The 15133-nt window shown below is 38.7% G+C and carries 9 protein-coding genes; all 9 read right to left on the bottom strand.

Translation table 11 applies throughout. The annotated features are described in order from the left end of the window. Positions 1-813 carry a hypothetical protein gene (locus SLH46_RS10595; RefSeq protein WP_320281159.1) on the bottom strand — a complete coding sequence of 271 codons (813 nt, stop codon included), beginning with the start codon at positions 811-813 and terminating at the stop codon, positions 1-3. A 32-nt stretch (positions 814-845) separates the two neighbouring features. Next, entirely contained in the window at positions 846-1790 is a 945-nt protein-coding gene (locus tag SLH46_RS10590) for a DUF4886 domain-containing protein (RefSeq protein ID WP_320281158.1), read from the bottom strand. 100 nt (positions 1791-1890) lie between these two features. After that, entirely contained in the window at positions 1891-3435 is a 1545-nt protein-coding gene (locus SLH46_RS10585) for a glycoside hydrolase family 28 protein (RefSeq protein WP_320281157.1), read from the bottom strand. Positions 3436-3482: 47 nt separating this feature from the next. Further along, entirely contained in the window at positions 3483-5336 is a 1854-nt protein-coding gene (locus SLH46_RS10580; RefSeq protein WP_320281156.1) for a hypothetical protein, read from the bottom strand. A gap of 21 nt (positions 5337-5357) precedes the next feature. Beyond that, positions 5358-7268 carry a glycoside hydrolase family 97 protein gene (locus SLH46_RS10575; RefSeq protein ID WP_320281155.1) on the bottom strand — a complete coding sequence of 637 codons (1911 nt, stop codon included), beginning with the start codon at positions 7266-7268 and terminating at the stop codon, positions 5358-5360. Positions 7269-7318: 50 nt separating this feature from the next. Further along, complete coding sequence (locus SLH46_RS10570; RefSeq protein WP_320281154.1) at positions 7319-8611, bottom strand: acetylxylan esterase; 1293 nt, start codon at positions 8609-8611, stop codon at positions 7319-7321. An 89-nt stretch (positions 8612-8700) separates the two neighbouring features. Then, on the bottom strand, positions 8701-9807 hold the full coding sequence (locus SLH46_RS10565; protein WP_320281153.1) for an acyltransferase family protein: 1107 nt from the start codon (positions 9805-9807) through the stop codon (positions 8701-8703). Between the two features lie 158 nt (positions 9808-9965). After that, positions 9966-11594, bottom strand: a complete 1629-nt coding sequence (locus tag SLH46_RS10560; protein WP_320281152.1) for a RagB/SusD family nutrient uptake outer membrane protein — start codon at positions 11592-11594, stop codon at positions 9966-9968. Positions 11595-11614: 20 nt separating this feature from the next. Beyond that, positions 11615-15127: a TonB-dependent receptor gene (locus SLH46_RS10555; RefSeq protein ID WP_320281151.1), complete on the bottom strand. Its 3513-nt coding sequence runs from the start codon at positions 15125-15127 to the stop codon at positions 11615-11617. Between the last annotated feature and the right edge of the window lie 6 nt (positions 15128-15133).

The following is a 15133-nucleotide window of genomic DNA, read 5'->3' as shown; positions in this document are numbered from 1 at the left end:
TTACCTGCTTTTTAAAACATCGATTATGAACTCATAGAATTGAGGCCCGATTTCCTGCGCAGCCAGTTCATTGGGATGCGAATTATCATCGTTATGATCTATTTCATAATCGTATTTCAAACAGTAGGGAACCCTGGGAGCTTTCACATTTTTATCTAGCTCTGCAGCTAACGAGAAATAATCAAAAACATGGATATTATCGTATGTTTTGCCATTTTCCGTTAACCACTCATTTTTAACCCAGTCAACAAATTTTTTGGCTCGCTGTGCATTTTCAGGCGCATCAGGCACTAAACGATGGCGGGGAACCAATGTCCAAACAACAAAGTCTTTATCAGGAAATTCCTGGAATTTATCTCTTAAAGTCCGAAATTGTAATTTATAGTTTTCCAGACTTTTTCGGTCCGAAGTAATATCCGGGTGACCGGTATCTTCCAATATATCAGCTCCGGGATAACAATGTTTAAAGATAATGACATCGTAATCCTTACAAATGTCTTCAAGGGATGCAACATTGGGGTAGTTTTCCTGACCTTTGTATTGTTTTCCGTAACCGTTTATCCAGAGATTCCAGTAATCATAAGCATAATTAGCCCAGCCATATGGTTTATTCGGATAAGCTTTATCCACATACAAATAGTCGGTTCCGTTTCGTATGTTATACGCCTGAATAGAATCGGCAACATGTCCTTTTCCACTTATAATGCCACCTGTTGAATGATGTAAAAAAACGACACTGGCATCATCCTGCCCTTTTACCATTCCTCCACAACAAAGCAAAAACAGGATTATTAAAATTAAATTTCTTTTCATTGTATTACGATTTAATTTTCTTTCTGATGTTATTATTTCTTTGAAACAGATGCAGCCACTTCTTTAAGGTATTCTGCAAAGTCTTTAGGAACACAATCCGGCACATAATCGAGCTCTTTGGGAGAATTACCGGTTAAATATGCATACCAGATTAATGAGCCTAAATAACGGCCTGCTTCGCTGGCATGATGTGTGTCGAAATGAATGTTTTTATCGTCATCCCAGAAATACCCGTTATGCATCGAATTTTTCTGTTTTGGCAGTTCTGGAAATACTGCTTTTTCCATATCAAACGACTTGTCTCCATCGTACTTCCATTCTTTGCTTTTACTCACTTTATAAAATGCATCGCCAACCGGAAGCAACTCCACATTAAGTTCTGATGCAATTGTTGTATATGCCTTTTTTAATTTTTTATACATCATTTTGCTGCTTTTCGCATGTTTGTTTTCAGCAATTTGTGCATAACCGTCTGCATCTTCGCGGTAAGCCCAGGTTTCCAGCATTACAACTTTTGTATCCGGCTGAATCTCTTTTATTATGGAATAAAGTTTTTGCGCATATGGCCGGTAAGTATTCGCATCGCCGCTAAGTATTGAAACCTGCTGAATGCTGACAATATCCCACTTTTGACTAGCTAACATTTCTTTCAATGATTTTCCGTGGTAAGGTTTTCCTTTGGGATTTTGAGGGTCGTCTTCAGCCAGCTTCGCCCAATCGCAATGTTGCTGCATCGAACCGCTTCCGAATGTTGCCAGGTCATACACCAACGGGAAACCGGCTTCTTCTGCAAGTTCTGCTAAATATTTTGTTGAATTATGAGAAAAGCTATTCCCGATGAGTAACAAACGTGTTGTATCAACTTGATTTTCAGCTATAGTCTGAGAGTATTTATGAGCTTCGACTACTGTAACAGTGGTTAAGAGATAAACTACTATTACAGAAAGTCCGACTAAAATTTTTCTTGTACTAATCATTATATTCTAAATTGTTGTGTTTTATATTTCATTTATTATTCTCTGAATTGTCTGTTGTATCGGATAGTTGGCTCATTAAGATTTTCAAAAAATACTTAGATCAGTCTATTTGTTTGATATATTTATCATTGTCCCAACCCTGAGGTTTTTCAATAGAAAAATCACGAACCTGATCAAGTACTATAAGCGTGTTTTTATTTTCATCTCCGGCATAAATGGTTTTATTAATCTGCATGTTCTCAACATCAATGGCAATAATCGGAATCCGTGGATCCGGCTGGTCGCTTCCAAACATTAAATTGTTAATGGCCAAGTTCTTTACATGACGGATAAAAAAAGTTGAGGCTGGCAGATTGCCCCAACCTGTACCTTCGGGATATCCTTTTTCATCTTCTGTTACATCCTTGTAATCAACAATATAACCCCCGCTTTTTAATCCCCCGGAATTATAAATCTGCACATTATTTATATTTATATTTTCAATAGCACACCCGGGAATAGCTGTTATTGAACTTGTTGTATTTCCACAATCGAATGCCGTAATATTAGAAATCGATATATTTCGGATATGCCCAATTGGAGGTTCCGGTGCATTCTCGACATGTTTACGGGCTCTGTTTGCCAAACGAATAAAGAAAGGGCATTCTGTTCCACTGATTGTAATATTACTAATTGTTATCCCTTCCATCACACCTCCGTCAGTAACTCCGAGAGCAATACCACATATACCTATTTTGGGATTTGTTTTATAAACAGAGGCAGAAGACCGACTTGGCCTCACCACACAATTGCTAATAGAAATATTACGATATCCGCCGGTTGACTCTGTTCCTAATTTTATGGCATTGCAATAACTCGAAGTAATACAATTCGTTATTACGATATCCTCAGCTGGTGCAATTCCTGTACTTTTTAATACGATACAATCATCTTCCGAATCGAGGATTGAGTTTGAAAGTACAAACCTGCGACAACCATCAATGTCGATTGCATCGTTGTTTTCATTCGCATGATTATAAACATTGATCCTGTCAACAATCACATCTTCACAATTTAAAAAATGTTGGTTCCAGATACCGGAGTTTCTCATTTTTATGCCTTCAATCCGAACCTGATTACAGGAAATAAACAAGAGATTACGTACCCGCCCATCACGATCCCCATCCAGAGTGTGATCCGGTGCCGGAGTTTGTTCTTTTCCATTTCCTTCAATAGTACCAAATCCAGTAACGGCAATATTACTTGCACCTTCGGCATAAATTAAGGCATACCAACCACCGGGATCTTTTTGAGAACGATATTCTGGTTGTTTTTGACGAGGGAAATCAGCATGATTCGTACTGGCTGAAATTGTTGCCCCCATTTCAAGATGAAGGTTAACATTAGTTTTCAAAACGATTGTACCGCTTTTAAATATTCCCCGGGGCACAATTACCGTACCTCCACCGTCAGCATTGCATTTATCAATCGCTTTATTAAAAGCATCGGTACATAAGGCTTGACCATCACCAACTGCCCCAAAATCGCATATATTATAGTGTATCTCCCCGGCAATTCCATTAAAAGAATGTAAGATAAAAAATGAGAACAGGAGACAAGTGATTTTACAGGTATTCTTAAATAAATATTTAGTTGATAAGATCATTCCATTAAACTTATTTGGTTACAATTATTTCTTTCGTTGATAAATCCTTATTTGTGAAATTCAACTTCAATAGTGTGCTCGTCCAATCCGGGCTTCACTTCAATTGTTTTGGATAACGCATCAGTTTCTTTTCCGTCAATATGAATTTGGGGAGAACCTTTTTCGCGAATCAGCCAGTCGGCAAATTCCAGGTTCCAGGCTGTTTTATGATTTTTAAAATACTGGCAGTAATGAGCATCGTATGAAAGGGAAATGGTTAATTTTTCAGAAGAGTTCCACTGTCCGCACGTTTGGGTATGTAAATAACCAATAAATTCATTGACGCTGATAAACCTTGCATCAGGATATTTTGTAAAGATCTTTACAAATTCTTCCGGAGCATAGGTTATCCCGTAATCGTGGCCGTTTGGCAAACTGCCTACTACCAAAGGCGATTCTTTCCCTGAAAATTGCCAGTCAGGAATTACCATGTCTTTTCCCAAATAGCCTTGCCCCCATCCGTACCAGCCAAAACCAAGTTTTCCGGCAAGACAACAGGTATTATTAAAAAATGTACGCGACTGTGCGCCACCGCCTGGACAAAACTCCAGAGGCACCACTCCAAACTGTTCAATAATCCAATCAAGCGAGGTTTCCATGCGCCAACGCTGTTCAGCTGCAGGGATTTCCTTATTTCTGCGAACGTCTCCAAACTCACGGTACCACCCAACTTCTGCCTTTTCTTTTTCAAGGTCTGCTCCGTACCATCCGGGCTCTGAAACCAAATCGGGTTGCATGTGGGTCAGTCCGTGGCACATTACTTCAAATACTCCCTCGCTTATTCCATAATCGAAACCCTTTTTCGAAGAAACATAGTCTTGTTTGTTGCCGAAATCATCGGTAAACTGTTGTGCCCAGCTGGGTTCCAGTCTGCCTTTCTTTTCATTTACAATAGCCGGCACAAAATTGACATTAAGTACAGCATTATGTTCTTGCAAAGGTTTTATCAAATGTTCCCGAATTTCGGATTCTGTTAGTTCCGGGTATTTCCAACTATCGAGATAAAGATTCTGGCTGCCTCCCGGATCATCCATAATCATGATAATTTCATTCGGGTAGGTTTTGTAAATGGTATAACCGATGGTCCAGGTTATTGCATTTCGTAAAATGGTGCGAATTCCATCAAAAGAAAAAAGAAAATCAGGATCGTTTCCAATCCAAACGGTACGGGTATCAGAAGAAAGTTCTCTGGCAGTTATCTGTGGCATTCCATCCTGCGTCGCAATTACAGTTGTGCCTTCCTCACAAGTAACCTGCTCTCGTTTCCTGTAGCCATCAATTTCATCATTAATCGTAAGCGGAGATTCAACATCTTTGGTTAAAAAGTGCTCGTTTGCAAGCACCAGAAAAGCTCTGTTTCGCCAACTGCCAATATATTTTATCCCTAATAAGTTTTGTATTTCCGGTTGTGCAATTCGGTCGCAAAGGGCTATCAATCCCATATGATAATCTTTTACCATTTCCGTAATTATTGAATAATCAGGACTCAACAGTTTATCGCTTTGATTTACATCCCAGATAATTGCCCCGTACTTTGGATTATCATACATATCGAGGAACATGTATCTGTCGAGAAATTGCTGATCGAGCCGGATAACATCAAAAGGGATACTCCATGATTTAAGTAACTCAGCCAATTGATGGAAATCGGTGGATGATGGTTTCGTAGCAACACCGGCAGGTTGGGTTTCATCTGATCCCTTTGTTGACACCAGATAACTCGAAGGATCTTTCCATTGGTCACCAATAACAACAGCCACCCGAAAAGGCTTTATTTCATTTGCAGAGATATTGCCTTTTGCGAAAATGGTTATACTTATAAGCAGTATTAAAACAGTAAAAAATATTGACTTTTTATTCATTTTATAATTGCATTAAATCCTCTATTTCCCATCGTTAATTTTCTCAATATTTACTGCACAACCACCACCCGGCACCAGGAAAACATCAAGTTTTAGGCTGCTGTCAACTTCCATTTCGTTAACCATGTACGATTCTTTATTTGTAAGGAAATGGGTGTCTTTCGTATCAGAATAAATAGTTGCCTTATATTTTTGCCCATCTTCAAGAAAACTGAGATCAAGCTCAAGCGTTCTGGAATCGCGGTTGGTTAATGAGCCGACAAACCAATCTTCGCCAGAACCACGTGCCACAGTTATGTATTCACCAATTTTTCCATTCAGAACTTTAAAGCTGTCGAACTGTGCAGGCATTTTTCTAATGCAATCAAACAAACCATCTTTTTTAAGATATTCTTCCGGACTATCGGGCAAAACCATCCAACCTGAATACGTAACAATTAATTTGGCAACTTCGGCAGAAACTGTTCCCGGGATTTCCTGGAAAACCTTTTCCCTCGACTGTGCATTGTTCAAATCGAACCAACCATTGGTATAATCCAGCGGACCGGCTAACATATTTATAAAGGGTGAAGTAACTGCTGTTTCAGGGAAATAGGAGCGTTTTGCATCGGCTTGTGCATGGCAAAATTCTTTGGTTACCAGGTTTGGATATGTTCGTCGGTCACCGCTAGGAGGAACCGGACCATCGTGGAAATCAACCATCAATTTATATTTGGCACACAATTCAACTACGTCGCGGGTATGCCTGACTTTATCCTGCCAACCCCCCTGCATAAATCCATATTTAACACCAACAGCTCCCCATTCGGCAAACTGTTTCAAAACGCGTTCCAGGCCAAATTTCTTTGCTCCTACATCGTTGAGATACAAAATAACACCCACACCTTTCTCTTTGGCGTACGCCATACATTCTTCTATATTAACTCCTTCTCTTGCTTGTGTCGGATCAGAATCGGAACTGAATTCAGGGCCATACCAGTCGGCATCTATCAGCAGGTATTGAATATTGTTTTTAGAGGCGAAATCAATAAAACGTTTGTGTGAAACAGTATTAAGTCCGTATTCAAAGCCGTCTGCAGCTTTGTAGCCCCACACACGCCAGTCCCAAAGCGATTTGCCCGGTTTTATCCACGATGTGTCGTCTATTTTACAAGGTTCATTCAGATTAACAATCAAATCAGATTCAACCAGTTCTCCCGGAGTGTTTCCTATAATAAATGTCCTCCACGAAGTTTTTAACTCACTCTGGTCTGCTGTTTTTTCCAGATTAAATTTGATATCGGAAGACTTATTTTCCGTGTTCAGACTAAAAGGCGCGTAATGAACAATCTCTGCTTCGTGAATGCCCATAAATAAATCGTCTTTCAATTCCAGAACAACGGGAGTCCTTACTTCCCCAATCAAAGTGTCAGCCCTATTTACCGGCCCAAGATTGGGATGTTCTCCATTATAGGCCCAGTAGCTAAAGTCTTTGCTGAAATTAAGGGTGGTTATTTCTTTATTTATTTGAATGGAATCCGACGATTCGCGACCTAACTCATACCGGTAGGCAAATCCGTCATCGTAACACCTGAAAATTAGATTGCAACTCAAATCCAATCCGGGCTTACTTAGTCCAAAAGTGTATTCATTATAATGGTTACGGACTGTTTTATTTTTGCCATTTACGGTTTCCCAGGTTTCATCAAATGAAGTCTTGCCAAATTTTTTAATTACAACATTATCCGAAAAATCAAAAGAATTTATTGTTAACCCAATCGGCGACTTTTTTAGGATTGTATCCTTCTGAACAATCAAATCAAAGGCAATATTTCCTTTTTCGTTGAAGACTTCCAGTTGAAGATTTTGATCGGGAGATTGTAGTAAATACTTCTTTTCCGCGGAACAGGAAAAAATAAATAGTAACAAAGTAATAACGATAATCTTATTCATGATATTAGGTATAATTAATATTCCATTAAAGATGTTGTTCTATTAATTCTTCATTTACCATCACTATTTTTCAATTGACTATATAACCATTCATCTCTTAATTCCCTTTGTTCAGGAAAAGTCCAGTGACGGGTTTCCTGAAAAACATGCAGTTCCTTTTTCGCATGAATTACATTATAAGCAGAAAAAGTTGATGAAGGTGGACAAACATTATCGTTATATCCCCAACTGTACCAACCCGGAGCTTTTATAAAGCGGGCAAAGTTTACGGCATCGTAATATTTCGAGGTCTCAACTTTTTCGGGTTTATTGGTGAAATCATCACGAAACATTTGTGGCCAACCTCCTGCCCGTCCGTGTAAAAAGCCTGTTAAATCGCACAATGCCGGTACAAATGCCGCCAAATAATCAATACGTTTATCAAGCCCTGCTGTAATTATCGAAAGAGCTCCTCCCTGACTTGCTCCTGTTACACCAATATTCTCGCCGTCGAAACAATCAAGCGTTTCAATAAAATCAACGGCACGCACACATCCCAGGTAAACGCGTCGGTAATAATAATGGTCTTTGTCATCCATGTTTGCAGTCCAGTAGTTATTCAGTGCTCCGTAACGCAAACTTGTGTATAATTTCGGATCAAGGTCAACCGGTATTCCATGAATCCCAATCTGAAAAGTTACAAAACCGTTCTCAGCTCCGGTGATATCACCATCTACAGGGGCAACTCCGGCACCCGGGACATGCAAAATGGCAGGGTATTTTCCTTCAGCCTTAGGTTTACAAAGGATGCCATATATTTTCCCTTCGATATTATCAATACAAACCTGATAGACATCTGCTTTAGCTGTGCATCGTTCGGGCATTAATGTTAATACCGGATTAACCGGAATTTTTGCAAGTTCTTCTTTCCCCTTGTCCCAAAATTCTTTAAAATCATCGGGTAAGGTTGTTGTGGGTTGAATTTCTTTTGGAGAAAATCCCGCTGTTGAATAAGAAGAATATGTTTTCCCGTCTATCTCAACAGATGCATGGCAACGCAGAAAGCCGGGCTCATTGAACTTTATAGCTTTCAGGGTTACTTTTCCATCTTTCAGTTTTACAGTACCTTCCTCCCAACCATCCATTTTTTCAGGTTGAATCCTGAAATTAACTTCTATGCCATCAAGAGGAACGCTATTTCTTAAAACGGAAATTGTAAATACAGCTTTCTCACCCGTTTCGTAGGTCCAGTCTGCGTGATCAGGAGAAACAATTACCTGGATTAATTCTTTTGCAGGTTGTGCATTAAGTTGTATTACCCCTAAAAAAAAGAGAATATATAATATGAATTTCGTTTTTGTCATTTCAAAAATAATATGCCAGTAAGCTATAAACCAGAAGATAAAAAATACTAAGGGCTATAAATCCCTGTATTTTTTCCATCTTTCGATTACTATATTTTTATAAATATTTTACGCTTGTATAATGAATAACAGATATACCACAATAAGAAAGACGCCAGTACAGATGTAATAATTTCAACGCCTAAATCTCCTGTCCAGCCAAAAAGAGAATATGCCATTGGTTTAAAAATATCTGAGACCAGTTCAGCGCCTCCAACATGTGCGAACAAATAAATAAACAAGGGATTCATTCCAACGATAGCAAAGAATAATACTCCCTTTCTGAATTTCAGGATGTCGATTATCCAATACGAAACCGCAAGAGCAATTAATGTCCAGCCCCCACTTGCAAATACAAATGAAGAGGTGGCAATTCTTTTAATTATTGGCGTAACCGGATTTAGTCCGTATCCAATTATTAATCCAGCGGCTCCAGCGATGAACAAAACAGACAATTTGTATTTATCAGTCTTGTTACTCATTAATAATTTTCCAGCCAATACGCCCCAAATTGTATGTGCTGTTGTTGGAATTGCATTGATTGACACCCAGTTTCCATCGGAAAGCTTCCCTGCAATGAGCATGTCGAACCATGCACCAAAGTTTTTGTCGGGTGTAAATGGTTGATTAAAACCTTCAACCCAGAAAATACGGTAAACCACTTCTGTTAATGCTATTAATCCAATCGATATTAAAATCTGCCAGGCCGGTTTCTTTTGCATTATCAAAAAAGAAATGAATATTGTTACCGAAAGTTGAGCCAATACATTTTGCATATAAAATACAATCCTGCCTTCGGGAATACAATACAACCACCAGCCTAATACCAGCAATAAAAGACAACGCAAAGCAATGTGCCGGAATATGGTTTGATGCGACTCGCCTCTTTTTATTCGTTTATTGTAGGATAGAGGCATTGCCACTCCAACAATAAACATAAAGAATGGCTGAATATGATCCCAAAACCGAAGACCATGCCAGGGATGATGATGCAACTGCGTACCGATTGCATATAGCCATGTTCCTTCCAACCCTGGAGATACAAAATGCTCGTATAAATGGGTAAATTCAACTATCAAAAGAAACATTGTTACTCCGCGAAAAAAGTCCAGCGACAGCAAACGGGATGATGACTGTGTTAATTCTTTATTTTGCATTAACCAAGCTATTTAATGAACTATCAGACAAAGACATACTCCGCTCTGACATTCAATGTTAAAAGAAAATGAGTTTAAAATTGAAGTGTGAATATTGAGTAGATCAAAACAAATTAACCTACTCAATATTAAACACATATTACAAATAATTGCCGTTATTAGTATCCAGGATTCTGAATGATATTTCCTTGACTAAGATCAATCTCATCCTGTGGTTTTGGATACCATTTAAATTTTGTACTCCAGGTTCCGGAAATACTAACTTCATCTTGCCAATCTGATGCACCGCCAAGACTCCATCTTCTCAGATCAATTACACGCTTTAGTTCAGCAGATAGTTCGATCCTTCTCTCATTCTTAAGCACTTCCAGAAGTTCATCTCCTGTAACACTCGAAGGTATATCAGCAGGTACACCTTCAATATGTTCGGGCATATCAGGATCATCAATAGAAATATAAGCAGTCCACGCATTTCTGGCTCTTTCCCGAACTTTATTAATATATTCTCGTGCTTCGTCATATTCACCTGTTTTTATACAGGCTTCCGCGTATAAAAGATATACATCGGCTAAACGATATACAATAATTGCTGCTCCTTGTCCTGGTTCTGAAGACAGTTTATCGTGCTTTATTTGAGGTGACCCTGCAGGTTTTCCATTTTGATAAGTTGGAAGTCCAAATACATCGTCAGTTACATCATCGATTACCAACACAGGACCACCATATTTATCTCCCCCCATAAAAACAGGAGCCCAATATGTATTTTCTCCATGATTTGGATTGGCTAAGAAATAGCGTCTGGCATCTCCGTCTTCCATAGCATCATAGTAATTTTGAGTCATAGTCATTTTAAACCATGCACCATAAAATTTACTATCGGCGCCATCAGGAACAGTTAGTGGCGCAAACCATTGGCCGATATGGGTGCCTAATCCCAGCGCAGAATTCGAGCCATTTACTGTAAATATACTTTCTGAATTGTATGGATCATAAAAGATATCACACAAAACCGGTTCCAAGGAGAATCCTCCATCATCGATGATTTCTTTTGCATAAGTTTTGGCTTTTTCAAAGTCTGATGTACTATTATTTTCCCATGCCCTGGACAGATAAAAATAGGTAAGAATAGTACGGGCAGTTCCTTGTCCCATATGACCTTTTTCTGTAGATGATAAATCTTTTTCCCATGGGAAATTGCTATTCGCTATTGCTTCTTCAAGATCTGCAATCATTGTAGAGTATATCTCTTCTCTTGTTGCGTCACCGGTTAACATACCTTCGCTGTCTCCCGGATCAATTGTTTCGAGTACCAGCGGGCAGGTATTATAAGACATCATTAAATGGTAATATGCCAATGCCCTGAATACTTTTGCTTCGGAATTATACCTCGAAACTTTTGCCTCCGGGGCTTCTGTTTGTGGTACAATCTCAATGGCTGAATTACACCTTCCTATCACTTCATATAGTTCATTCCATAGACCTGCAAAAGAAGGCTCATCAGAAGAACTATTGAAGGTAAAATTATTCATTGCATTTGCTTCACGTACCATTTTAAGGTCCTGTGTGGCCATTTCGAGTTGATTCAAACCTCCATAGGCGATCAGCCCGTCTCTGTCTTTGAATTCTGCATAAATTGCAACTATTAATTCATCTGCATGCTCCTCCGAGTAGATCCCACTTTCTTCTGTCTCAACATTCTGCAGCTCAGTATCTTCCAGGAACTGATCACAATTTGTTAAAGTGATCAGGAGAATTAGTAAGGTAGATATTAAATATTTTGGTTTCATATTGATCTGATTTATAAGTATTAAAAATTAACATTTATTCCAAAAATAACTGTCGTTGGAGTTGGGGCACTTCCAACATCCACTCCCGCACTTGTATCTACACTTTCATTCCCTCCCATCGAAGAGGTTCCCTGAACCTCAGGATCGAGAAACGGATACTTTGTTAAGGTGAATACGTTTTGGATATTGGCATACATTCTCAGTTTTTGCAATCCAATCTTTCTCGACCAATTGGCTGGAAGGGTATAGCCTAAAACTACATTTTGTAATCTTAGATATGATCCGTCATATAGCCATTTATCAGAGGCTCTTTGGTTATTATTGGGATCACTTATCGTTAAACGAGGATAATTCTCTGTTTGATTCTCCGGAGTCCAATGGTCTAGAAGTGAACTTAAACTATTAAAGGTTGCAGCATAGGTTAATCCTGGTTCCATCATTGCATAGATTTTAACTCCTGCAACACCGGTAAAGTTTAGTCCCAGGTCAAAGTTCTTATAATCGCAATTGTAGTTTATTCCGAATTGGAATTTTGGGTTACCACAGCCCAAGTATGTTTTATCTTCATCGGTAATAATACCATCTCCATTCAAATCTTTAAATTTATAATCGCCCGGAGCCGTATTTGCACTGATGTAATAGATCCCATCCAATTCGGATTGGGTTAAAGAGGCATCTTGTGAGGCTGCATATTGTCGGGCGGCTTGGTTTGCTGCATCAACCTCGGCCTGAGTGTTAAATATCCCATTTAACTGCCATCCATAAAAGGAGCCAATAGGATCGCCAACATAAGAACGAGACATCGAATAAGCTACAGTATTCCAATTAGTGCTGGCTCCTTCAATATATTCCTGATCATTTAAACTGATTATTTCATTGACAGAATAAGAAGCATTAACTCCAACGGTATATGAAAAGTCACCTGCCTTTTTCGAATAGTTAATGTTAAAATCAAATCCTTTGGTTTCAATCTCTCCACCATTTATTTTTTGACTTGTTTTGGGATAATATCCAACAAATTCAGGGAATTGGGCATCAACAAGTATGTCATCCGTATTGTTCTTGAAAAACTCAAAGCTTCCGCTGAAACCTTTAATTGAATAATCAAAACCAATATTCTTCATGGTTGTTGTTTCCCAGGTGACATTTTGATTTCCTCTCTCATATATAGCTCTACCTGTATTTCGGGTTCCATCTTCACCAAAAACAGCATCAGTTCCCCCATCTCCCCAGGCAGAAACATAACCACTTCGAACACTACTGATATAGGCATAATTGCTTCCCACGTTTTGGTTACCAACTTGTCCCCATCCGGCGCGTAATTTTAAATAGTCAAGCCATGTTAAAGAACTGAGAAACTCTTCATCAGAAATTCGCCATCCTAACGAGAAGGAAGGAAAAGTTCCCCAACGAACATCTTCATAAAACCGTGATGAGCCGTCACGTCTTACAGTTGCGGTTAACAAATATTTATCTTTGTAATTAAGATTTATTCTGCTAAAATATGAAGTCATCCTCACATTAAATGCACTCTCGCTATTAGTTTGGCTATCTGCACTTCCAAAATTAAGATAACGTAAAGCTTCAGGATCACCTTCAGGATAACTTGAGCGGCTTGCACTAAAACCATTGTATTGAGTATTATACAAATTGCTTCCGACTAAAGCATTTATACTTAATTCACCAAACTTATTATTATAAGTTAGAGTATTATCCCAACTATAGGTCATCGAACGAGAGCTACTAACTCCAAGTGATGCATCCTTACCCTCCGGATTCAAACTCTGCAGCGTATAATTACGGTAATAATTCTGTGAATAATTCTGTGATAATAATGATTTAAAGGACAATCCCTTTATGATTTGCAATTCTGCATAAAAACTATTGAATACTTTATGCGTAGGATTAGAATAATCAACATAATCAATAACATTATTCTGGTACAATTCCCCAGCCATAAAATAAGCAATTTTATCTTGGTCTGCTTCCTGGTATGGGGTGCCATCTTCGTTATATGCAGGTATATTTCCAGGCATAATCGAATTTTTAAATATGTCTGCAAACCAAATATTTCCTTGAGTAGAACCTCTGGATTCACTAATGGTGTAGTTGATCGTAGAACCTACCGTTAACTTGTCATTCAATAATTTTGTCTCGAAGCTTCCTCTTAGCGAATAACGTTTTGCATAGTTTCCGGGCATACAACCATCTTGATTTCGATATGACAAACCAAAACCATAGGTCGCTTTTTCCGCACCTCCAACTGCCGAAAATGAATAGTCCTGAACATATCCGGTATTAAATAATTCATCTTGCCAATCAGTTAATTCCTGCCTTCCCCAATCATCAGTCGGCCAAATTTCATCATACAACTTGTAATTCCCCCCAAGCTGTTCATTTTCATTTGTCCTTGCTTCATCAATAATGTCTACTAATTGAGAAGGAGTAGTAAGGTCCAGTCTTTTTGAAACAAATTCAATTCCGTATGATGCGTCAAGGCTAACACGAAGATCACGCTTACCATAACTTCCTCTTTTAGTGGTTACCATAATTACCCCGTTGGAGGCTCTTAATCCAAAAATTGACAACGCTGAAGCATCTTTTAAAACATCGATTGATTCAATGTCTGCTGGATTTATGTCGTCTAAGCTTACACCAGTAGTCATACCATCAACCACCACCATTGGACTATTAACACCGATAGTATTTAAACCACGTATTCTGATTTTGGAATCAGATCCGGCAGCACCATTTTTTGTAATTTGTACACCTGAGACTTTGCCTTGTAAGGCTTGAGCAACGGAATAGCTTTTGGCTTCGGTTAACTGTTCTCCTCTTACGCTGGAAACAGCACCGGTAATATCTGCTTTTTTCATGGTTCCGTAACCTATAGCTACAACCTCGTCGATACCGATTGCATCCGCTACCATTGTAACATCGATCTTAGTTTTTCCTTCCAACGGAATTTCCTGAGTTTTCATTCCTATGAACGAAAATTGAATAACGGCATCGTCTGATATATTTCCAATATAATATTCACCTTCGTTGTTAGTAATCGCACCTTTTGTAGTTCCTTTTACAACAACTGTAACGCCGGGAAGTGGAGCTCCTGAGGAATCGGTGATTTTTCCGGAAAGTGACTTTTGGTCCAGGCCTGATTCCTGAATTCCAGTTCTATCGTTGACCGACCTGATCGCAATATAATTATCAAAAATCTCGTACCCCAATTGCATTGGAGGCAGTACTTCGTCTAAAATGTCACTTACTGCTTTTTGCTCATAGTCAACACTAATAAGTTCTTTGTTGTTTAGATCCTTACTCTTGTAGAAGAAACGGAAATTTGTACTTTCTTCCATCCTTTCCAGGACTTCTTCAATAGTCGTATTCTCCATTTTAAGGTTTAGTTTTACCTGTCCGATAGAAGGAACGGCATAAACCTGAATAATACTAATTAGGCATAGTAAGATTGTTATTTTCATAATCTTAAATCCTCTCTGCAACCCAAATCGATTGCGGTAATAAGTTTTTTTCATAAATTT

Source organism: Draconibacterium sp. IB214405 (genome assembly GCF_033963885.1).
Classification (GTDB): domain Bacteria; phylum Bacteroidota; class Bacteroidia; order Bacteroidales; family Prolixibacteraceae; genus Draconibacterium.
Note: the sequence above shows the minus strand (reverse complement) of the source record. Positions and strands in the feature narration are given on the sequence as shown.